Origin of the sequence: Roseobacter sp. HKCCD6576-2 (assembly GCF_013179285.1) — a bacterium.
In the GTDB taxonomy this organism is placed as follows: Bacteria; Pseudomonadota; Alphaproteobacteria; order Rhodobacterales; family Rhodobacteraceae; genus Rhodophyticola; species Rhodophyticola oceani.
Map to the genome: position 1 here is coordinate 148732 of NZ_WVNW01000003.1, position 18533 is coordinate 167264.

At 61.2% G+C, this 18533-nt stretch carries 18 protein-coding genes; 9 read left to right on the forward strand and 9 right to left on the reverse strand.

All coding sequences use genetic code 11. The features are described from left to right. Positions 1-17: 17 nt before the first annotated feature. Positions 18-1424, forward strand: a complete 1407-nt coding sequence (locus GTF44_RS13325) for a Do family serine endopeptidase (protein ID WP_253261316.1) — start codon at positions 18-20, stop codon at positions 1422-1424. Positions 1425-1487: 63 nt separating this feature from the next. Here GTF44_RS13325 and GTF44_RS13330 read toward each other — a convergent pair whose 3' ends face one another. Continuing rightward, positions 1488-2042, reverse strand: a complete 555-nt coding sequence (locus GTF44_RS13330; protein ID WP_367383406.1) for a peptidoglycan-binding protein — start codon at positions 2040-2042, stop codon at positions 1488-1490. A 210-nt stretch (positions 2043-2252) separates the two neighbouring features. On the opposite strand from GTF44_RS13330, the gene GTF44_RS13335 reads away from it, so the two are divergent. The 3 genes from GTF44_RS13335 to aspS are packed head-to-tail and all read left to right on the forward strand — an operon-like array spanning position 2253 to position 5227. Beyond that, complete coding sequence (locus tag GTF44_RS13335) at positions 2253-2576, forward strand: 2Fe-2S iron-sulfur cluster-binding protein (RefSeq protein ID WP_171561834.1); 324 nt, start codon at positions 2253-2255, stop codon at positions 2574-2576. After that, entirely contained in the window at positions 2576-3388 is an 813-nt protein-coding gene (locus GTF44_RS13340) for a VCBS repeat-containing protein (protein ID WP_253261307.1), read from the forward strand. The genes GTF44_RS13335 and GTF44_RS13340 overlap by 1 nt, the downstream gene beginning before the upstream one ends. Before the next feature lie 60 nt (positions 3389-3448). Next, entirely contained in the window at positions 3449-5227 is a 1779-nt protein-coding gene (gene aspS, locus GTF44_RS13345; protein ID WP_171561837.1) for an aspartate--tRNA ligase, read from the forward strand. Positions 5228-5297: 70 nt separating this feature from the next. Here aspS and bhcD read toward each other — a convergent pair whose 3' ends face one another. The 4 genes from bhcD to bhcA form a co-directional block, all read right to left on the reverse strand. After that, positions 5298-6287: an iminosuccinate reductase BhcD gene (bhcD, locus tag GTF44_RS13350; RefSeq protein ID WP_253261315.1), complete on the reverse strand. Its 990-nt coding sequence runs from the start codon at positions 6285-6287 to the stop codon at positions 5298-5300. A 110-nt stretch (positions 6288-6397) separates the two neighbouring features. After that, positions 6398-7561, reverse strand: coding sequence for a 3-hydroxy-D-aspartate aldolase BhcC (gene bhcC / locus GTF44_RS13355; RefSeq protein WP_171561842.1), 1164 nt, complete (start codon positions 7559-7561; stop codon positions 6398-6400). Positions 7562-7574: 13 nt separating this feature from the next. Beyond that, a complete protein-coding gene (bhcB, locus tag GTF44_RS13360; RefSeq protein WP_171561845.1) occupies positions 7575-8534 on the reverse strand; it encodes a beta-hydroxyaspartate dehydratase BhcB in 960 nt (319 codons plus the stop codon). Between the two features lie 21 nt (positions 8535-8555). Further along, positions 8556-9746 (reverse strand): L-aspartate--glyoxylate aminotransferase BhcA, encoded by a 1191-nt coding sequence (gene bhcA / locus GTF44_RS13365; RefSeq protein WP_171561847.1) that lies wholly within the window; start codon positions 9744-9746, stop codon positions 8556-8558. A 217-nt stretch (positions 9747-9963) separates the two neighbouring features. Between bhcA and bhcR the strand changes: the two genes are divergently transcribed. Both bhcR and GTF44_RS13375 read left to right on the forward strand, forming a co-directional pair. Beyond that, positions 9964-10785: an HTH-type transcriptional regulator BhcR gene (gene bhcR / locus GTF44_RS13370; RefSeq protein WP_171561850.1), complete on the forward strand. Its 822-nt coding sequence runs from the start codon at positions 9964-9966 to the stop codon at positions 10783-10785. Between the two features lie 193 nt (positions 10786-10978). Beyond that, positions 10979-11701 carry a GNAT family N-acetyltransferase gene (locus GTF44_RS13375; protein ID WP_171561853.1) on the forward strand — a complete coding sequence of 241 codons (723 nt, stop codon included), beginning with the start codon at positions 10979-10981 and terminating at the stop codon, positions 11699-11701. Between the two features lie 26 nt (positions 11702-11727). Here GTF44_RS13375 and GTF44_RS13380 read toward each other — a convergent pair whose 3' ends face one another. Continuing rightward, positions 11728-12432, reverse strand: a complete 705-nt coding sequence (locus tag GTF44_RS13380; RefSeq protein WP_171561855.1) for a response regulator — start codon at positions 12430-12432, stop codon at positions 11728-11730. 154 nt (positions 12433-12586) lie between these two features. Between GTF44_RS13380 and mce the strand changes: the two genes are divergently transcribed. Together mce and GTF44_RS13390 are read left to right on the forward strand one after the other, a co-directional pair. Next, positions 12587-12991 carry a methylmalonyl-CoA epimerase gene (mce, locus tag GTF44_RS13385; RefSeq protein ID WP_145216423.1) on the forward strand — a complete coding sequence of 135 codons (405 nt, stop codon included), beginning with the start codon at positions 12587-12589 and terminating at the stop codon, positions 12989-12991. Beyond that, positions 12991-13269 carry a DUF1467 family protein gene (locus tag GTF44_RS13390; protein WP_171561859.1) on the forward strand — a complete coding sequence of 93 codons (279 nt, stop codon included), beginning with the start codon at positions 12991-12993 and terminating at the stop codon, positions 13267-13269. The genes mce and GTF44_RS13390 overlap by 1 nt, the downstream gene beginning before the upstream one ends. Here the strand turns inward: GTF44_RS13390 and GTF44_RS13395 are convergent. Next, positions 13241-13945: an EI24 domain-containing protein gene (locus tag GTF44_RS13395; RefSeq protein WP_171561862.1), complete on the reverse strand. Its 705-nt coding sequence runs from the start codon at positions 13943-13945 to the stop codon at positions 13241-13243. The genes GTF44_RS13390 and GTF44_RS13395 overlap by 29 nt on opposite strands. 155 nt (positions 13946-14100) lie before the next feature. Then, positions 14101-16740, reverse strand: a complete 2640-nt coding sequence (gene topA, locus GTF44_RS13400) for a type I DNA topoisomerase (RefSeq protein WP_171561864.1) — start codon at positions 16738-16740, stop codon at positions 14101-14103. A 117-nt stretch (positions 16741-16857) separates the two neighbouring features. Here topA and GTF44_RS13405 point away from each other — a divergent pair, with 117 nt between their 5' ends. Continuing rightward, the gene (locus GTF44_RS13405) at positions 16858-17280 is read left to right on the forward strand and encodes a hypothetical protein (RefSeq protein ID WP_171561867.1); all 423 of its coding nucleotides are present in this window, start codon (positions 16858-16860) and stop codon (positions 17278-17280) included. A 5-nt stretch (positions 17281-17285) separates the two neighbouring features. On the opposite strand, the gene dprA is transcribed toward GTF44_RS13405, so the two are convergent. Then, positions 17286-18452 (reverse strand): DNA-processing protein DprA, encoded by a 1167-nt coding sequence (gene dprA, locus GTF44_RS13410; protein WP_367383407.1) that lies wholly within the window; start codon positions 18450-18452, stop codon positions 17286-17288. Positions 18453-18533 lie beyond the last annotated feature (81 nt).

Sequence of the window (18533 nt, forward strand, 5' to 3'; positions counted from 1 at the left end):
TGGCGATGATTTTGGCGATGGCCATTCTGGCAGTCATGGCCAGCATCGCGCCCGCCAATGCTCAGGCCAACCGCCCGGCCACCTTCGCCGATTTGGTGGATCAAGTTGGCGACGCGGTCGTGAATATCACAACCTCCTCCGTGGTTGCAGGCCGGACAGGGCCGCAGCCGATGGTGCCGGAAGGTTCGCCGCTGGAGGATTTCTTCAACGATTTCATGGATCGGAACAACCGGTCCGATGAAGCCCCGCGCCGGAGCCAAGCGCTTGGCTCCGGTTTCGTGATTTCCGAAGACGGTTATATCGTCACCAATAACCACGTGATCGAAGGCGCGGACGAGATTTTGATCGAGTTTCGTGGCGGGTTCGAACTGCCGGCAGAGGTCGTCGGGACAGACCCCAACACCGATATCGCGGTTTTGAAGGTGGACCCCGATGAGCCGCTTCTGTTCGTGCCCTTTGGGGATAGCGATGTCATGCGCGTCGGCGATTGGGTGATGGCGATGGGCAACCCGCTTGGTCAGGGTTTCTCAGTATCTGTCGGCATCGTGTCGGCGCGCGAACGCGCGTTGTCCGGCAGTTACGACGACTTCATTCAGACCGATGCTGCCATCAACCGCGGTAACTCAGGCGGCCCGTTGTTCAACCTCGACGGTGAAGTCATCGGCGTGAACACAGCGATCCTGTCGCCCAATGGTGGCTCAATCGGGATTGGGTTTGCCATGTCTTCGGCTGTGGTCACCCGCGTCGTGGATCAGTTGCAGGAGTTTGGCGAGACCCGTCGCGGTTGGCTGGGCGTGCGGATTCAGGACGTGTCCCCAGATATCGCAGAGGGCCTGGGCCTTGATGAGCCGCGCGGCGCGCTGGTCACCGATGTGCCGGATGGCCCGGCGATGGAAGCCGGTGTCGAAGTGGGCGATGTGATCCTCGCGTTTGATGGGGTCGATGTCCAAGATACCCGCGAGTTGGTGCGCAATGTGGGCAACGCGCCCGTGGGCGAGACCGTGCGTATGTTGGTGTTCCGCGATGGCGCAACGCAAACCTTGCGGGTGACGCTTGGCCGCCGGGAAACTGCGGAAGGGGCCAACCCGACGACCCCTGGGCAACCGCCGACAGCGCCGTCTGGTGGGGATGTTCTGGGCATGTCGCTGATGCCTCTGACCGATGAGCGCCGTGAGGAGCTAAATGCGCAGAATGTCCAAGGTGGCTTGGTGATTGAACGCGTCGATCCCGAAAGTGACGCGGCCACCAAAGGCTTGATGCCGGGCGATGTGATCACCGAAGTGGGCCAACAGCCGGTCAGCGAGGTGAGTGATTTCGAAACCCGGGTCAGCGAGGCCGAAGATGCCGGGCAGAAAAGCATCCTGCTGCTGATCCGTCGCGACGGGAACCCACGTTTCGTGGCGTTGAGCCTCGAAGACGGCTAGCCGTCTCGCACGAGCCTCGTATCCAGACACACCCCTTCGTGGAGCGATCCTTGAAGGGGTTTTCTATCCGCCGGTCGCGCCGCCAGCGGCAGCCACCGGATCCCAGACCACCAGACCTAATTGCCGGGCGGCGGCCATGGACAGGATTGGGCTGTTCAGCCCCTGCGGCTCTTGAAAGGCACGAATGGCGCGCCGGGTGCGTGCGTCCATGACGCCGTTTGCCGGACCCCGATAGAGATCGCGCGCCGCCAACGCCCGCTGCAAGCTGGCGATGAAATCCGGGTCGCCGATCTCGGCTTGGCAGGGGGTCTCAAACCATAACTCGCGCCGCTCCTGCACGATCTGCTGTCGGGTCTCGGTCATGAACACGGCGGGTTGCAAGACCTGACCGGCGCTGTTGATCTCTGGCGGTTGCAGCATCACCTGATCGGTGACCGTTTCGATCACGGCGGGGGTTGTTTCGCGGCCATAGCAGGCATTGGGGTCTGCGCCGGGTGGACCCATGCCGCGGCTGACCTCCACCGTATTGGGCGCGATCAACCCGGTGATATCGGGTGCCTCCACAGCGCCGCAGGCAGCCACAGCCAAAAGGCCCAGAAGGGAGAAACGGGGTGTCACGGCTCGATTTTTCCTGCCCGGTTGATCCGGTTTTGCGGCAATTTACTTGGTTTTGGCGTGCCGCGAAAGCACCTCGCGTTGCGGCGGCCTGCAACTGCGTCTGCTATGCCGCAGTTCCGCTAGTCCTGGCCCATGTGGATTGTGACTGGAAAGGCCGCTTGAACGTCGCTACCTAAGGCGAAACAAAGCTTCTAGCGACAAAGGCAAGACATGGCGAAGATCACCTATATCGAACATAACGGCACCGAGCACGTCGTGGAGGTGGCCAACGGGCTGACCGTGATGGAAGGCGCGCGCGACAACAACGTGCCGGGGATTGAGGCCGATTGCGGCGGTGCCTGCGCCTGTTCGACGTGCCACGTCTATGTGCATCCCGATTGGGTCGCGAAATTGCCGGCCGTCGACCCGATGGAAGAAGATATGCTGGAGTTTGCCTTTGAGCCGAACCCCGAGCGCTCGCGCCTGACCTGCCAGGTAAAGGTGACCGACGAGTTGGATGGGCTAGTCGTGCAAATGCCCGAGAAGCAAATCTGATGCTGCGGGGCGCACTCCTGGGCCTCGGGCTGGCGCTTGCGCCAGCCGTGTCGCTGGCCTGTACCGTCGCGCCCCATACGATGACCGAGATGCCCGAGAGTGTCGTCGAACATGACGGCACCGGGATTTACCGCGCGTGGTTTGACGGTCCGACAACACGCTATGCCCATGGGGTGCTCGGCGATGAGATCGAGGCAAGCGAGCTTTGGGTCTCATCCCCGACAGCCGCCAATAGCTGCGCGGTGCTCACCGTCCGGCTAGATGACGCCCATGTTTTTGAAGATCTTGCGCCCCGTCTGCGCGACCTGGATGGCGATGGGGCGGCCGAGGTGATCGTGGTGCGCAGCCACCGCGATCAGGGCGCACAATTGGCGATCTATGGCGATGCGGGCGACGGGGAGTCTTTGACGCTCATCGCATCGACGCCTTATATCGGGCGGCGCAATCGCTGGCTGGCCCCGATTGGCGTGGCGGATCTGAACGGCGACGGGCTGCAAGATATCGCCTATATCGACCGGCCGCATCTGGCGCGCACTTTGCGGATTTGGACCTATCGCCCGGACGGGCAGGGGGGCGGCGACCTAACTGAGATCGCGGCGGCCAGCGGCGTAACCAATCACCGTATCGGCGAAGATTTCATCACCGGCGGCATCCGCCATTGCGGCGACGGCCCCGAGATCGTCACCGCCAATGCCGATTGGACCCAAGTGATCATAACGGTGCTTGCCGCAGATGGCGATTTGAGTGCCCGGGCCGTCGCCCCGTTTTCCGCCGACGCCATTCGTAATGTGCTTGGCTGTCGCCGGGGTTGACTTCGCCGCCTGCGCAAGGTGTATCGGCGCGACGCTCAACGCACCCGAAGGACGCCCCAGATGCACGCCTATCGCAGCCATTCCTGCGCCGAATTGAACGCCGCCCATGTGGGTGAGACTGTCCGCCTCTCGGGTTGGGTCCATCGGCGGCGAGATCACGGCGGCGTGGTTTTTATCGACCTGCGCGACCATTACGGGATCACGCAGGTGCTCTGCGACCCGGACAGCCCGGTGTTCGCCGAGGTCGAGAAACTGCGCTCGGAATACTGCGTACGTATTGACGGCACGGTGAAGGCCCGTGACGCGAGCCTGATCAACACAAAGCTGCCAACCGGTGAGATCGAGGTTTTCATCCGCGATATGGAAGTCCTCGGCGGCATCGAGGGCGATCTGCCGCTGCAGGTGTTTGGCGATCAGGAGTACCCGGAGGAAACCCGCCTGCAATACCGCTATCTCGACCTGCGGCGCGAGAAGATGCAGGAGAGCATGAAGCTCCGCTCTGATGTGGTGGCCTCCATGCGCCGCCGGATGTGGGAGATCGACTTCCGCGAGTTCCAGACGCCGATCATCACCGCGTCCAGCCCCGAAGGCGCGCGCGACTTCCTGGTGCCCTCGCGCCTGCACCCCGGCAAATTCTACGCGCTGCCCCAGGCGCCGCAGCAGTTCAAACAGCTTCTGATGGTTTCGGGCTTCGACAAGTATTTCCAGATCGCGCCCTGCTTCCGCGACGAAGACCCGCGTGCCGACCGTGCGCCGACCGATTTCTATCAGCTCGACATGGAAATGAGCTTTGTTGAACAGCAGGATGTGTTCGACACGATCCAGCCCGTGATCGCAGGCGTTTTCGGAGAGTTCGGCAACGGGGCCAAGGTCGATCAGGAGTGGCCGCAGATTTCCTTCAAGGATGCGGCGCTTTGGTATGGCACTGACAAACCCGACTTGCGCAACCCGATCAAGATGCAGGTGGTCAGCGACCATTTCCGCGGCTCCGGTTTCGCGATTTTCGCTAAACTGTTGGAGCAAGAGGGCACCGAGGTCCGTGCAATCCCGGCGCCGACGGGCGGCAGCCGGAAATTCTGCGACCGGATGAACAAATTCGCCCAGGAGCAGGGCTTGCCGGGCATGGGCTATATCTTCTGGCGCGACCAGGGCGACGGCATGGAAGCCGCGGGCCCATTGGCCAAAAACATCGGCCCGGAACGCACCGAAGCGATCCGGCAGCAGCTTGGACTCGGTGTGGGCGATGCGGCCTTCTTCCTCGCCGGTAAACCGTCGCAATTCGAGGGTGTCGCCGGTCGAGCGCGCGTGGTGATCGGGGATGAGCTTGGCCTGACCGAGCAGAACCGTTTCGCCTTTGCCTGGATCGTCGATTTCCCGCTCTATGAGGCCGATGAGGAGACCGGCAAGGTCGATTTCTCGCATAACCCGTTCTCGATGCCGCAAGGCGGCGCGGCGGCGCTGGATGGCGACCCGCTGGAGGTGCTGGGGTATCAATATGACCTGGCCTGCAACGGCTATGAGCTGGTCTCGGGCGCGATCCGGAACCACAAGCCCGAGATCATGTTCAAGGCGTTTGAACTCGCCGGGTATGGCGAAGACGAGGTGCGCAACCGCTTTGGCGGCCTGGTCAACGCGTTCCAATATGGCGCGCCGCCGCATGGCGGTTGCGCCGCCGGGATCGACCGGATCGTGATGCTTCTGGCCGATACCGCGAATATCCGGGAGGTCATCCTCTTCCCGATGAACCAGCGTGCCGAAGACCTGATGATGCAGGCGCCGTCGGACCCGACCAGCGACCAGTTGATGGAGCTGGGCCTGCGCGTGCTGCCGCAGGACTAGGCCACCTGACTAGAAAGACAAAAGGCGCGCCGATCCTGGCGCGCCTTTTTCTTTGAAACGGGCGTCGTGCCTAGAGCGCCACGCGCGTCGCGGTTCCTGCCTTGGCTGCCAGATCGGCGGCGACGGAGGCAACCGCGAGGTCTTGCAACCCGACGCCTGTGCCATCGAAGAGCGTGATTTCATCGGCGCTGGACCGTCCCGGATGCGCACTGTTGATCACATTGCCAATGGGTGTGATGTCCGCTTCGGCGATCAGGCCTCGCGCGATGGCATGCTGCGCCTCGCCCAGGCTGATGGACTGCGCAACTTCGTCGGTGAAGACCGTGGCTGCCGCCAGAAGCGCCGGATCGACCTCTTGCTTGCCGACCGTATCGGTGCCCATGCAGGCGATATGCGTGCCGGGTTTGATTTGGGGCGCCATCATGAGCGGTTCGAAGGCCGAGGTGATGGTGATGATCACATCGGCTTCGGCCCCCAACTGATCCCGGTCGACGGCCTCGAACTCCAGACCGATCTGGGTCGCAACTTCGCCCAATCTCGGCAACATCTCAGGATGCGGGTTCCAGGCCACGACCTTCTCAAAATCACGCTGCTCGGCGGCGGCGCGGAGTTGGAAGGCCGACTGGTGACCGGCGCCGACCATGCCCAGAACTTTGGCGTCTTTTCGCGCAAGATGGGCAATCGAGACTGAGGATGCAGCCGCCGTTCTGAGCGCGGTCAGATAATTGCCGCCCACCAGCGCCTTTAGCTTGCCTGTATCGGGGTCGAACAGAAACACCGTCGATTGGTGGTTGGTCAGGCCTTTATCGGCATTGCCGGGCCAATAACCGCCGGATTTCAGCCCCAAGGCCAGCCCGGCGCGATCAAACCCGGATTTGAAGCCGTAAAGCGCATCCGCATGGCCAATCGCCTCGCGGATCACCGGGAAGTTATAGGCGTCGCCCTTGGCCATGGCGCCAAAGACGGCCTCCACTGCATCGAAGGCATCTTGGCGTCCGATGACCTGCTGACAGATCTCTTCGGATACGATGATCAGCCCATCGGTTTGGGCCTGGGTCATGTCGTTCATTGTCTTGCTCCTGTCACAGGCAGTGTGTGCGGCTGGCGCGGATCATGAACGCGCCAGCCGACAGAGGGGCGGGGAGAGAGCGTCGCCCCTCGAGGGTCGTCTCAATAGGCTTTGCCGCGCGCCGAGACCGGCCAGAGCGTTTCCACTTTGCCGCCACGCACGCCGACATACCAATCATGGACGTTGCAGGTCGGGTCGCAATGGCCAGGCACGAGGCGCAGTTTTTCATTGATGTCGAGGACGCCTTGCGGATCGGCAACAACGCCGTGTTCATCGGAACACTTCACGTATTCGACATCGGTGCGCCCAAAGACGAAGGGCAGTCCGCTATCGACCGATTGCGCCTTGAGACCGGCATCGACGATGGCTTTGTCGGCTTTGGCATGGCTCATCACCGAGGTCAGCAGGAACAGTGCGTTCTCCCACTCACCTTGGTCAATGCGCTTGCCCTCTTGGTCTAAGATACGCCCGTAATCGGCATCCATGAACGCGTAGCTGCCACATTGCAGTTCGTTGTAAACGCCCGAATTGCTTTCGAAATAGTAAGATCCGGTGCCGCCGCCGCCAACGATATCGCATTCGATGCCATCGGCTTTCAGCGTATCAACCGCGTCTTTCACCATCGCCACCGCGATATCGATCTTGGCTTTGCGGTCGTCATAGCTGTCCATGTGCTGCATGGCGCCCTGATAGGCTTGGATGCCCGCGAATTTCAGGCCGTCGGCCGCGTCGATCGCCTTGGCGATCTCGACCACCTCGGGCGTTGTCGTCACACCGCAGCGGCCCGCGCCGCAGTCGATCTCGACCAGGCATTCGATTTCGGTCCCGTGCTTGACGGCCGCCGCCGACAAATCCGCAACATTGGCCAGATCGTCAACGCAGCAGATCGTGCGGGCGCCGAGTTTGGGCAGCCGGGCCAGACGGTCGATCTTGGCGGGGTCGCGCACTTGGTTGGAGACCAGAACATCCTTGATGCCGCCCCGGGCGAAAACCTCCGCCTCCGACACTTTCTGACAGCAGACGCCGCAGGCACCACCCAGGTCGACCTGCAACTGCGCCACATCGACGGATTTGTGCATTTTGCCATGCACCCGGTGCCGCATTCCATGCGCCTTGGCGTAATCGCCCATCTTTTTGATGTTGCGCTCCAGCGCATCCAGATCGAGCACAAGGCTTGGCGTTTGAATATCCGCTTCGTCCATGCCGATTGCGGCAGGGATGTCGTAGCCGACTTCAAGTTCTTCGATTTTCACATTGGTATTCATGATCTTACCCTCCTCAGCCCAACATCCAGGGCAACTTGTCCATATCCACATTCCCGCCGGTGATGATCACACCGACACGCTTACCCCGGAACACCTCCGGGTTCTTCAGAATCGTCGCGAGCGGCACTGCGCAGCTCGGCTCCATGACGATCTTCATCCGCTGCCAAGTCAGCTTCATGGCGTCGATGATCTCTTGCTCGGAAGCTGTTAGAATGTCCGTCACGTGATTGCTGACAAAGTGCCAGGTGTTCTCTTTCAGCGGCACTTTCAGCCCATCGGCAATCGTGGCCGGGGCGTCATCGGCGATGATATGCCCGGCTTTGAAACTCCGATATGCGTCGTCGGCTTGCTCTGGCTCGGCTGCGTAAATCTCGATCGTCGGCGCGATATTCGAGAGTGTCAGGCAGCAGCCCGAAATCATCCCGCCACCGCCAATCGGCGCGATAACCGCGTCCAGATCAGTGACCTGCTCAACCAGTTCCCGCGAGCAGGTGCCTTGCCCGGCAATGACCCGCGGATCATTGTAAGGGTGCACGAAATCGGCGCCGGTTTCGGCGTGGACCTTGGCGAACACCTCTTCGCGGCTGCTGGTCGAGGGTTCGCATTCGGTGATGATGCCGCCATAGCCGCGCACGGCGGCCTTTTTCGCCTCAGGGGCGGTGCGTGGCATCACCACATGGCAGGGAATCCCGCGGCGACCGGCGGCATAGCTGAGCGACAGCGCATGATTGCCGGAACTATGCGTGGCGACGCCTTTCGCGGCTTGGTCCTCATCCAACCCAAACACGGCATTTGACGCGCCGCGTACCTTGAACGCTCCGGCCTTTTGGAAGTTCTCGCATTTGAAGAACAGTTCGGCACCAGTGAGTTCGTTGAAATAGCTTGAGGTGAGGACGGGCGTGCGATGGATATATGGCGCGATGCGTTTATGCGCGGCAACCACATCTTCGAAACGGGGCAGTTGATCAGTCATCTCTACGGTCTCCTCGTCCTCTCACGCGGCGGATTTCAGCGCGGTGTCCCACGATTGCCGGAAATACTCCTGTGCCGCCGACACCCCGTCGCCCAACTCGATGGGATAGTTCAGATCAGCCATCGCCATCTCGATCGTGGCCAGGCCGGACAAGACCATCACATCGGTCAGGGCGCCGAGATGCCCGATACGGAAGGCTTTGCCATTCATCTGCCCAAGGCCGACGCCGAAGCTGACCCCATAGGCGTTGAACGCATGATCGGTCAGGACGTTGCTGTCGAACCCGTCAGGCACATAGATCGCGCTGACCGTGTCGGAATAGAGCTCGGGCGATTGCGCGACCAGGTCCAACCCCCAGGCGCGGGCGGCTTGGCGCACGCCTTCGGCAAGGCGGTGGTGGCGGGCATAAACATTGCCCAGGCCCTCTTCGAACAGCATCGACAGGCTTTCGCGCATGCCATGGATCAGTTGCAGCGGAGGCGTATAGGGAAATCCGCCGGTACTGTTGGCCTGCAACATGTCGCGGAAATCAAAGAAGGTCCGTGGCAGCGTTGCGTCATCCATCGCCGCCAGGGCTTTCTGGCTGACCGCTAAGATCGCCATACCGGTGGCCAGCATGAAGCCCTTTTGGCTGCCAGCAACGGCGATATCGACCCGCCAGGCGTCCATCTCAAACGGCATCGAGGCAAGCGAGCTGACACAATCGACCAAGAGCAGCGCAGTGTGAGAGGCGCTGTCCATTGCGGCGCGGACGGCGGCGATGTCGGATTTCACGCCCGTGGCCGTCTCGTTATGGGTGACAAGCACGGCTTTGATCGCATGAATGCTATCGGCTTTGAGGGCCTCCTCGAACTTGTCGGCGGGTGCGCCTGATCCCCAGTCACATTCGATGATCCGCACATCCAACCCATGGCGTTGGCACATGTCGATCCAGCGATGGCTAAACATGCCATACCGCGCGATCAGGACCGTGTCGCCGGGGCTGAGCGTGTTGGTGATCGCGGCCTCCCAGCCACCTGTGCCCGATGCGGGGAAAGTGATCACGCGGCCCTCGGTGGTGCCGAAGACGGTCTTGCAGCCATCCAAGACCGGCATCAACGTCTCGACAAAATCTGGCGCGCGATGATCACGGGTCTGCACTTGCATCGCGTGGCGCAAACGGTCCGGCATGTTGGTCGGGCCGGGGATGAACAGTGGGTTTTGATCGGACATGGTGCGGGTCTCCTCCGTCGTCGTGAGGAGATTTGTAGCAGGTTGATGTGCATTTGCAATTTTTTCGGAAGTATTTTTCAGTTTTGAGTTTGGCGAGTATTTGATATTAATATCAGTGTGATGTATTTTTTCATATACATCGGTATACAAATGTTGAAAAATATTTTCACGATACTATTCTCCTGATGCAACAGGTCATAATTGGGAAAGTCGTGACATGGTCGAGATTCAACGCAAGCCGCGCGGGCGGCCCAAATCGCCCTTCACAGACAGCAGTGGCGGCACCATCCAGGCTCTGGATCGAGCGCTGGCGATCCTAAGTGCGCTGGCGCAACAAGATCATGCATCACTCACCGATCTGTCGGAGGATCTGGCAATTCCTACGGCGACGACGCACAGGATTCTCGCGACCTTGCAGCAGAATGGTTATGCCGAGCTGGACGAAGCCACCCAGACCTGGGCCGTTGGGGTCGAGGCCTATCGCACCGGGTCGGCTTATCTCAACCGGACCAATCTGGCGGATGTCAGCCGCCCGGCGATGCGTGCTTTGATGCAGGACACGGGCGAGACGGCGAACCTGGCGGTGCCCGACGGCGCGGCGGTTGTTTTTGTCGGGCAGATCGAGACGCAGAACCCGATCCGTGCGTTTTTTGCCGCGGGCACACGGACACCGATGCATGCCTCTGGCACCGGCAAAGCGATTTTGGCGCATCTGCCAGCCACGCGGCAGGCCCGTCTCTTATCGCAGATCGATTTGACGGTGTTTACCGACCAGACCCTCGCCACGCTTGCCGAATTGCAGGCCGATTTGGCTTCAACCCAAGCCCGCGGCTGGTCATTCGATCAAGAAGAACGCCATCTCGGCATGTCCTGCATCGGTGCGCCGATATATGATGCGAGAGGGGAGGTGGTGGCGGGCGTGTCGATCTCTGGGCCAAGCACGCGTTTTTCCGACCGACGGGTCGATGCCTTTGGCACCCGGGTGGCACAAGCCGCTGCCGAGATCACCGATGGTATCGGAGGGCGCCTGCCCGGATAGAGAAGAGTTTGGCCGTCTTTGTTCGGCCTGATATATCGAACGATGGTGCCGAGCGAACGGACGGCGCGGCGATGACCGCGGTGGTTGCGCCCACCGGCTGTTTGGTTGACGCGCGTCGTGATCGGTAACGGCTTGTCAACGCGGGCTATTTCGCCTTTCGTGTTGATATACGATCAGCAGGGCAGGATGGGCGATGTCGAATTCCGAGATATTGGGGCAAGAGGTGCGCGGGTTCCGTCCCCCACCCGTGCCAAAGGGGGCGGAGTTGTCCGGGCGGTATGCGCGCCTGTTGCGGCTTCGCGCGGATGCCCATGCCGCCAATCTGCACCGTGCAAACTCAGTCAGCGATGCGATTTGGGACTATTTGCCTTATGGCCCGTTTTCCTCGGCGGCCGCCTATCACAGATGGGTGCGCGAGGTCGAAGCGGGACCCGACCCGCTGTTTTATGCAATTGAAAACCGCGAAACCGGGCAACTCGGCGGTGTCGCAAGTTATCTTCGGATCACGCCGGAGATGGGCACTATCGAGGTTGGTCATATCAATTTCTCGCCAGCGCTTCAGCGTACCCGCGCCGCGACCGAGGCGATGTATCTGATGATGAAATGGGCCTTCGAGGCCGGGTATCGGCGCTATGAGTGGAAATGCAACGCGCTGAATCTCGGATCCCGCCGCGCGGCGGAGCGTCTGGGGTTCTCTTTTGAGGGGGTTTTTCGCCAAGCCGCCGTGATCAAGGGTCACAATCGCGACACGGCTTGGTTCGCGGCGATCGATGCGGAATGGCCAGCGTTAAAGGAGGCCTTCAACGCCTGGCTTGCGCCCAGTAACTTCGATGCAGAGGGTCAGCAGCGGGAGCGGCTGGCCGATTTGACCCGCCTTGTGCGGGTCAGTTCCGACCCTGCACTTGCGAAAGCCTAACCTGAACCCGGCATGGTTGGTCGCCGTCAGACAGCGGCCACATGTTGGATACGATCTGACAGCATCGTGCGGAGATTGGCACGCTCGGGTTGCGCCAACTGGCCGCTTGATCGCGCGATGACATCTTCCAGCCGCGCGTCATGGGCTGCGCGCGCGACACCCAACAAAAAAGGTCTCAGATAGGCCATTGGCGGGCTGTCGAGTTCCAGCAGCTCCATCGCATGGGTCAAATCCTCACGAAAGGCGAGGGTGTCGGGCTGAACCCGGTCCTCTGCGGCCGGACGCGGGCCTTTGGGGTGCAATGTCGCTGGCAGATGGCGCAGGATTTCCGCCTGAAAATAGGCCAGCGTTTCCATCGGCTTCGGGAGGAACCCATCTGCTCCAACCGCAGCCGCTGATTTCGCCGCGGCCTCACGCTCCGCACCGGAGGTCGCCAAGATCACAGGCACACGTGGTTGGACGCCATCCATTTCGGCGATCAGATCCAGGCCAGAGCCATCCGGTAAACCCAAATCGATGATCGCGACCGAGGGTCTGTAAACCGCCAAATGCCGCCGCGCGGAGGTCAGGCAATCCGCGCGGCGAATCCTGGCACCCGATCTTAGACAGAGCAATCGCAGCGCTTCGGATGCAAAGCGGCTATCCTCGACCACAAGGACGGTCAGGCCAAGCAGAGGCCGCGCCGCAGTTGGTTTCGGTCGAAAGTCGAGTTCTGAAACAAGATCATCCATGTCCATTTGCCCCCGGTTAACGCTGATTCCTTGGATGATTAGACCCAGGTAAGGTTGACAAGCTGTAAACACGACAGGCGCGGCGACGGGACGCTTGGCAAAGCCCGGTCGCACGCCATATCAACAGCCAGGATTTGTCGAAAAGGAATGCCCCATGATCGGACGCCTGAACCATGTCGCCATTGCCGTGCCCGATCTCGAGGCGGCCTCGGCGCAATATCGTGAGACGCTCGGCGCGCAAGTGGGCGCGCCGCAGGACGAACCGGAGCACGGCGTGACGGTTGTGTTCATCGAACTGCCGAATACCAAGATTGAATTGCTCTACCCGTTGGGGGAAGACAGCCCAATTGCCGGGTTCTTGGAGAAAAACCCATCCGGCGGCATCCACCATATCTGCTACGAAGTCGATGATATCCTGGCCGCGCGTGATCAACTACAGGCTTCGGGGGCGCGGGTCTTGGGCACGGGCGAGCCGAAAATCGGCGCGCATGGCAAGCCGGTTTTGTTTCTGCATCCGAAAGACTTCACCGGGACCTTGGTTGAGTTGGAGCAAGTCTGATGAATCTTGTGACCGGCATCGTCCTATACGCGATCATCTGGTTTATGACGCTGTTCGTGATCCTCCCGATCCGCCTCATCTCGCAAGGCGAGGCGGGGAATGTCGCGGAGGGCACCCATGCGTCTGCGCCTGAGAAGCCGCAACTGAAGCGGCGGTTCTTGGTGACCTCGGCGGTTGCCGCCGTGCTGTGGGGCATCGCTGCGTGGGTCATCATCAGTGGCGCGATCACAATCGCCGATATCGACCTGTTCAATCGGTTCGGGATGGGCCAGCGTTAAGCCGGTGATACAGGTGGGAGAAGGTCGCCGCGCCTAGAACCGGCACTAGAATGTTCACGACCGGGATCGTCAGCGGCACGGCCATCAATACGCCGGCAGCGAAGATGGTGAATCGGTTGCGGCTGCGAAAAGCGGCGGCACCGGTCGCGTCGTGACGGCGGAGCGCCACCATCTGCGCGTATTCCCGGCCCAAGAGGAGGCCGTTTACGATCCAGAAGAGGAAAGGGGCGAGGGGCGGGATCAGCAGATATGCGATCAGCGCAACCAGGTTAACGCCGATGATCACGCCGAGAAATCTTAGCCCATCCCCCATGCCTTCGATAATCCCGATTTGCCGGGCCGGGGGGAGATGTGGGTAGTGTTCGGCCTCCACGGCATTGGCGATCCGGTCGAGGAAAATGCCAGTGAAGGCCGACGCGACCGGGACCATCAGGAAAACTGAGAGCAGGAGCATCAAGGGAATGCCCGCCCAGGTCAGCGCATTATCGACCCACGTGATTTCGCCGATCCAGGGCAGGGTGAAACTCTCTGGAAGCAGCCAGCCGATGAGGATGACGAAGGCGGCATAAAAGGAAAAAAGCAGGCCGAGGGTCAGCCCGATCCCCAGGCAGAGAACACCAAGGAACCGGCGATCAGAGAGTTGGCCAAGGGCTTTGAGGAAATCTGAGAGGATCATCTACGCGTCAATCGGGTTGGTCAGTGAATGTTATGTCCCTTAACATTGGGGTGCGGCTCTGCCAGATCAACCCCTAACCAAGCGGCGGGAGCCAAATTCCTTTGGAAGGAATTTGTTCGGAATTTTGGAAAATTCCGGTTCCGCCCAGTTGTAGCCTAGCTTGCTTTTTTCCGCGTCGTCCGCTTCTTGCCGCCTTTGGCTTGACGCTCTGCGATCAACTGAACGGCGATGTCCATGGTTACATCCGCAGGTTCCGTGCCTTTCGGGATCGTGGCATTCACCTTCTCCCATTTCACATACGGCCCGTAGCGCCCGTCCATCACATTCACCGGTCCGCCATGTTCGGGGTGCTCGCCCAACTCATGTAGAGGCGGTTGCGCCGCACCGCGCCCGCCGCGTTTGGCGGCTTTCTCGGCGATCAGTTCGACGGCCCGGTTCATGCCGATGGACCAAACCTCGTCCACCTCCGGCAGGTTCGCATAAATCCGCCCGTGTTTCACATACGGTCCATAACGGCCAATCGCGGCCTCGACGATCTCGCCATCTTCGGGGTGCTTGCCGACTTCGCGCGGCAGGCTGAGCAGCATCATCGCCTTCTCGAAATCGATGGTCGCCGGGTCCCAGCCCTTTGGTAGCGAACTGCGTTTCGGCTTTTTCTCTTCTTCCGTCACCTCGCCCAATTGCACGTAGGGCCCAAAGCGTCCTGTTTTCAGATGCACGGGCAAGGAGGTGTCAGGGTCCACGCCCAACATCCGCTCATCGGCCTGCGCCTCATCACCCTCACCCGGCGGTGCGAAGGCGCGGGTGTAGCGGCACTCTGGATAGTTGGAGCAGCCAATGAACGCCCCGCCAGACCGGGCCGTCCGCATCGAGAGCCGCCCCTCGCCGCAATTCGGGCAAAGCCGTGGGTCGCTGCCGTCTTCTTTGACCGGAAAGAGATGCGGTTCCAGCACCTCGTTGATCTTTTCCAACACCTCGCCGATGCGGAGATCGGCGGTCTCATCAATCGCGGCTTTGAAATCGCGCCAGAATCGATCCAGCACGTCTTTATAGTCCCGGTCGCCGGCGCTCACTTCGTCGAGCTGCGTCTCCAAGCCGGCGGTGAAATCATACCCGACATAACGGCGGAAATAATTGGTCAGAAACGCCGTCACCAAGCGGCCTTTGTCTTCCGGGATCAGCCGGTTTTTGTCTTTCAGAACATAACCGCGATCCTGGATCGTCGTGACGATGGACGCGTAGGTCGAGGGTCGCCCAATGCCCAACTCTTCCATCCGTTTGACCAAAGTGGCCTCGGTATAGCGTGGCGGCGGTTGGGTGAAATGCTGCTGCCCCAAGACCGCGCCATCGGCGGAAAGCACCCCGCCGCCATTCTGACGCAAATCGCCCTGACTGTCGTCTTCGATGACCGCCTCGCCGTCGCTGGCGGCTTTGGTGAACTCCGACTCTAGCGCGGCTGCGGCCGGTTTGACCGCCTCGCCCTGCATGATCTGCGGCAGGCGTTTGTCATCTTCGTCCTGCACATCGTCGCGGCCTTCCTCATAGACCTTGAGGAAGCCGTCGAAGAGCACGACCTGCCCCGTCGCGCGCAGCACAACCTCGCCATCCGCCGAACCGATATCGACGGTGGTCCGCTCCAGCCGGGCGGCCTCCATCTGACTCGCAATCGTGCGTTTCCAGATCAGACCGTAGAGCTTTTTCTGATCGTCTTCAGACAGCCGGATATCGTCGGGCGCCTTGGCCATATCCGTCGGCCGGATACATTCATGCGCTTCTTGTGCATTCTTGGCCTTGTTCTTGTAAACACGCGCAGATTTCGGAACGTAGGCCTCGCTATATCGGTCTTTGATTGCATCGCGTGCCGCGGTGACCGCCTCTGGGGCCATGTCGATCCCGTCGGTCCGCATATAGGTGATGTGGCCAGCCTCATAGAGCCGCTGCGCCGCGCTCATCGTCTGGCGCGCGCCCATGCCGAATTTGCGGCTGGCCTCCTGCTGCAAGGTCGAGGTCATGAACGGCGCGGCGGGGTTGCGATTGGCTGGTTTCGCCTCGACCGATTGCACAGCCAGGTCGCGGGACGAGACGGCTTTGACGGCAAGAGAGGCCGCTGCCGCCGTCTCGAGATCATATTTCTCGAGCTTCTTGCCGCCGAGAACCGTCAGACGTGCCTCAAAGCTCTGCCCGCGCGGCGTGTCGAGAACGGCTTTCACCGACCAATACTCGCGGTGTTTGAACGCCTCGATTTCCATCTCGCGCTCGACGATCAGGCGTAGACAGACCGACTGCACCCGACCTGCCGATTTTGCACCCGGCAGTTTCCGCCAAAGAACCGGCGACAGGTTGAACCCCACCAAATAATCCAGCGCGCGGCGCGCCAGATAGGCCTCGACCAGTTCCATATCGACTTCGCGCGGGTTCTGCATCGCGTCGGTCACGGCGGCTTTGGTGATCGCGTTAAAGACCACCCGGCTGACCGGGGTGTCCTTCTTGATCGCTCTGCGTTTACGGAGCGCCTCTTCCAGATGCCAGCTGATCGCTTCACCTTCGCGGTCCGGGTCGGTCGCGAGGATCAGATTGTTGTCGTCTTTCAACGCATCGGCGATGGCTTTGACGTGTTTTTTTGAGTCGCTGCCGACCTCCCACAGCATCTCGAATCCGGCTTCCGTGTCGACCGAACCGTCCTTTGGAGGCAGGTCGCGCACATGGCCATAAGAGGCGAGCACTGTATAATCATCGCCCAAATATTTGTTTATTGTCTTGGCCTTAGCAGGAGATTCGACAACGACAACGGGCATGAAAAAGACCTTCAATCAAAGAGATGGTGTGGCGGCGGAACATGTGGTGGCTTCACCGGACTTGTCAATCCGTGATCGGCTGCGACACACTCGCCGCGTACCGTTTGCGAGGGTTTTATGATGCGGTTCTTCTTGGTTCTCATGGCGATGATTTGTGTTTTGCCGGCGTCGGCGGAGCCGGTGGATTTGCCACCTGGTTCGGCTTTGCGGGGGGAGTTGCTCGATACGCTCCGACCGCTTGTCGAATATGATCTTGGCGCGCCGGTTGAGTTTGTCGTGACCTCGCTGCAGGTCGATGGTGATCGCGCCTTCGCCCGCGTGGCGGCGCAGCGCCCGATGGGGGCGCCGATCGATATGGAAACCACGCCGATGGTGCTGCGCGATGGTCTTCCATTGGACACAATCGATGGCCCGCGGATCGAGGCATTCTTCCACCAGAGCCCGGCGCGGTGGGAGGTCGTTGAGTTTGTGATCGGCGCAACAGATGTGTGGTGGTGGGCATATGATTGTAAGCATTACGGCGGGCTTCTGAGCGAGTGAGGCTGCTAACTTGCCCGCGTCAACAAGCCACCAGGGCGACGTTCGATATTGCCAGCCAACTCCATCTGGGCCAGCGCCCGGGTGATGTCTGATGCCGGCAAACCAAGATCGCGGATCAACTGATCTTCGGCGGTGGGGGAGGGGCCGAGCTGCGTCAAGATACGGTTGGTCAGGTCGTCGTGGCCTATCGCCTTGCCGGGCACGGTCATCGTTTCAGGTGCCGGGGTGGGCGCAGGATCCGCAAGCGGCGGAGCGGCTTGCGGATCGGGCGCGCCGATCTGCTCCAACACATCTTCGACACTGCGCACAAGGGTCGCGCCGTCGCGGATCAGGAGGTTGCACCCTGCTGCGCGCGTGTCCATCGGATGGCCAGGCACCGCCAGTACCTCGCGGCCCTGCTCCAGCGCCAAGCGCGCCGTGATCAGCGAGCCGGAGCGGGTCGCGGCTTCGACGACGACAACCGCTTGTGCTAGACCGGAGACGATCCGGTTCCGGCGCGGGAAATGGCGGGCTTGCGGGTCGAGGCCGAAGGGCTGTTCACTCAGCCGCAAGCCGGTTTTGGCCATATCCTGGGCCAGTTTGGCGTTCTCCGCCGGGTAAATCACATCTAGGCCACCGGCATGGACCCCGATTGTGCCCGTCTCCACTGTTGCGGCATGCGCCAAGGCATCGATCCCGCGCGCTAGGCCGGAGACCACCACATAGCCCGCCGCGCCCAGATCTGCCGCCAAGCGCCGCGCCATCCGGGCGCCAAGAGAGGAGGCGTTGCGCGTGCCAACAACCGCAATAATGGGCCGTTGCAACAGCGTCGTGTCGCCAAGCGCCCAGAGAACCGGCGGCGCATCGGACAGGCTGGCCAGACGGGCCGGGTATGCGTCATCGCCTAAACAGAGCATCGATGCGCCAGCACGTTTGGCCGCTTTCATCTCGGCCAGCGCCACACTCTCGGGACAGATGGCGTATGTAGCGACACCTGCGGACAACGCGATTTCGGGCAAAGCCTCAAGGGCGGCTGCTGCAGAGCCGTGATCGGCGAGCAGCCGTTGGAATGTGACCGGGCCGACCCGGCGGGAGCGCATCAGTTGTAGCCGTGCCAGCCGGTCCCGGCTGTCTTGGCTGGGCGCGGGGGTGAACCCCACCGGCGGCTCGGCAAAGCCCGGGTCTAGCTCCATATGCATGCTCGGCACGCTAGCTGAAAATTGGTTAAGGGAGCGTTACGAGGGGAGGGGGCGCTCCCGCCCCGCTCGGCCTTT

What these genes read in the sequence shown, in the direction of transcription:
- aspS (WP_171561837.1), top strand. Translation starts at nt 3,449, where the DNA reads ATGCACGCCTATCGCAGCCATTCCTGCGCCGAATTGAACGCCGCCCAT.
- GTF44_RS13395 (WP_171561862.1), bottom strand. Translation starts at nt 13,945, where the DNA reads ATGATCCTCTCAGATTTCCTCAAAGCCCTTGGCCAACTCTCTGATCGC.
- GTF44_RS13375 (WP_171561853.1), top strand. Translation starts at nt 10,979, where the DNA reads ATGTCGAATTCCGAGATATTGGGGCAAGAGGTGCGCGGGTTCCGTCCC.
- bhcA (WP_171561847.1), bottom strand. Translation starts at nt 9,746, where the DNA reads ATGTCCGATCAAAACCCACTGTTCATCCCCGGCCCGACCAACATGCCG.
- GTF44_RS13325 (WP_253261316.1), top strand. Translation starts at nt 18, where the DNA reads ATGGCCATTCTGGCAGTCATGGCCAGCATCGCGCCCGCCAATGCTCAG.
- GTF44_RS13405 (WP_171561867.1), top strand. Translation starts at nt 16,858, where the DNA reads ATGATGCGGTTCTTCTTGGTTCTCATGGCGATGATTTGTGTTTTGCCG.
- dprA (WP_367383407.1), bottom strand. Translation starts at nt 18,452, where the DNA reads ATGGAGCTAGACCCGGGCTTTGCCGAGCCGCCGGTGGGGTTCACCCCC.
- bhcB (WP_171561845.1), bottom strand. Translation starts at nt 8,534, where the DNA reads ATGACTGATCAACTGCCCCGTTTCGAAGATGTGGTTGCCGCGCATAAA.
- bhcC (WP_171561842.1), bottom strand. Translation starts at nt 7,561, where the DNA reads ATGAATACCAATGTGAAAATCGAAGAACTTGAAGTCGGCTACGACATC.
- GTF44_RS13380 (WP_171561855.1), bottom strand. Translation starts at nt 12,432, where the DNA reads ATGGATGATCTTGTTTCAGAACTCGACTTTCGACCGAAACCAACTGCG.
- GTF44_RS13340 (WP_253261307.1), top strand. Translation starts at nt 2,576, where the DNA reads ATGCTGCGGGGCGCACTCCTGGGCCTCGGGCTGGCGCTTGCGCCAGCC.
- GTF44_RS13390 (WP_171561859.1), top strand. Translation starts at nt 12,991, where the DNA reads ATGAATCTTGTGACCGGCATCGTCCTATACGCGATCATCTGGTTTATG.
- mce (WP_145216423.1), top strand. Translation starts at nt 12,587, where the DNA reads ATGATCGGACGCCTGAACCATGTCGCCATTGCCGTGCCCGATCTCGAG.
- GTF44_RS13335 (WP_171561834.1), top strand. Translation starts at nt 2,253, where the DNA reads ATGGCGAAGATCACCTATATCGAACATAACGGCACCGAGCACGTCGTG.
- bhcR (WP_171561850.1), top strand. Translation starts at nt 9,964, where the DNA reads ATGGTCGAGATTCAACGCAAGCCGCGCGGGCGGCCCAAATCGCCCTTC.
- topA (WP_171561864.1), bottom strand. Translation starts at nt 16,740, where the DNA reads ATGCCCGTTGTCGTTGTCGAATCTCCTGCTAAGGCCAAGACAATAAAC.
- bhcD (WP_253261315.1), bottom strand. Translation starts at nt 6,287, where the DNA reads ATGACCCAGGCCCAAACCGATGGGCTGATCATCGTATCCGAAGAGATC.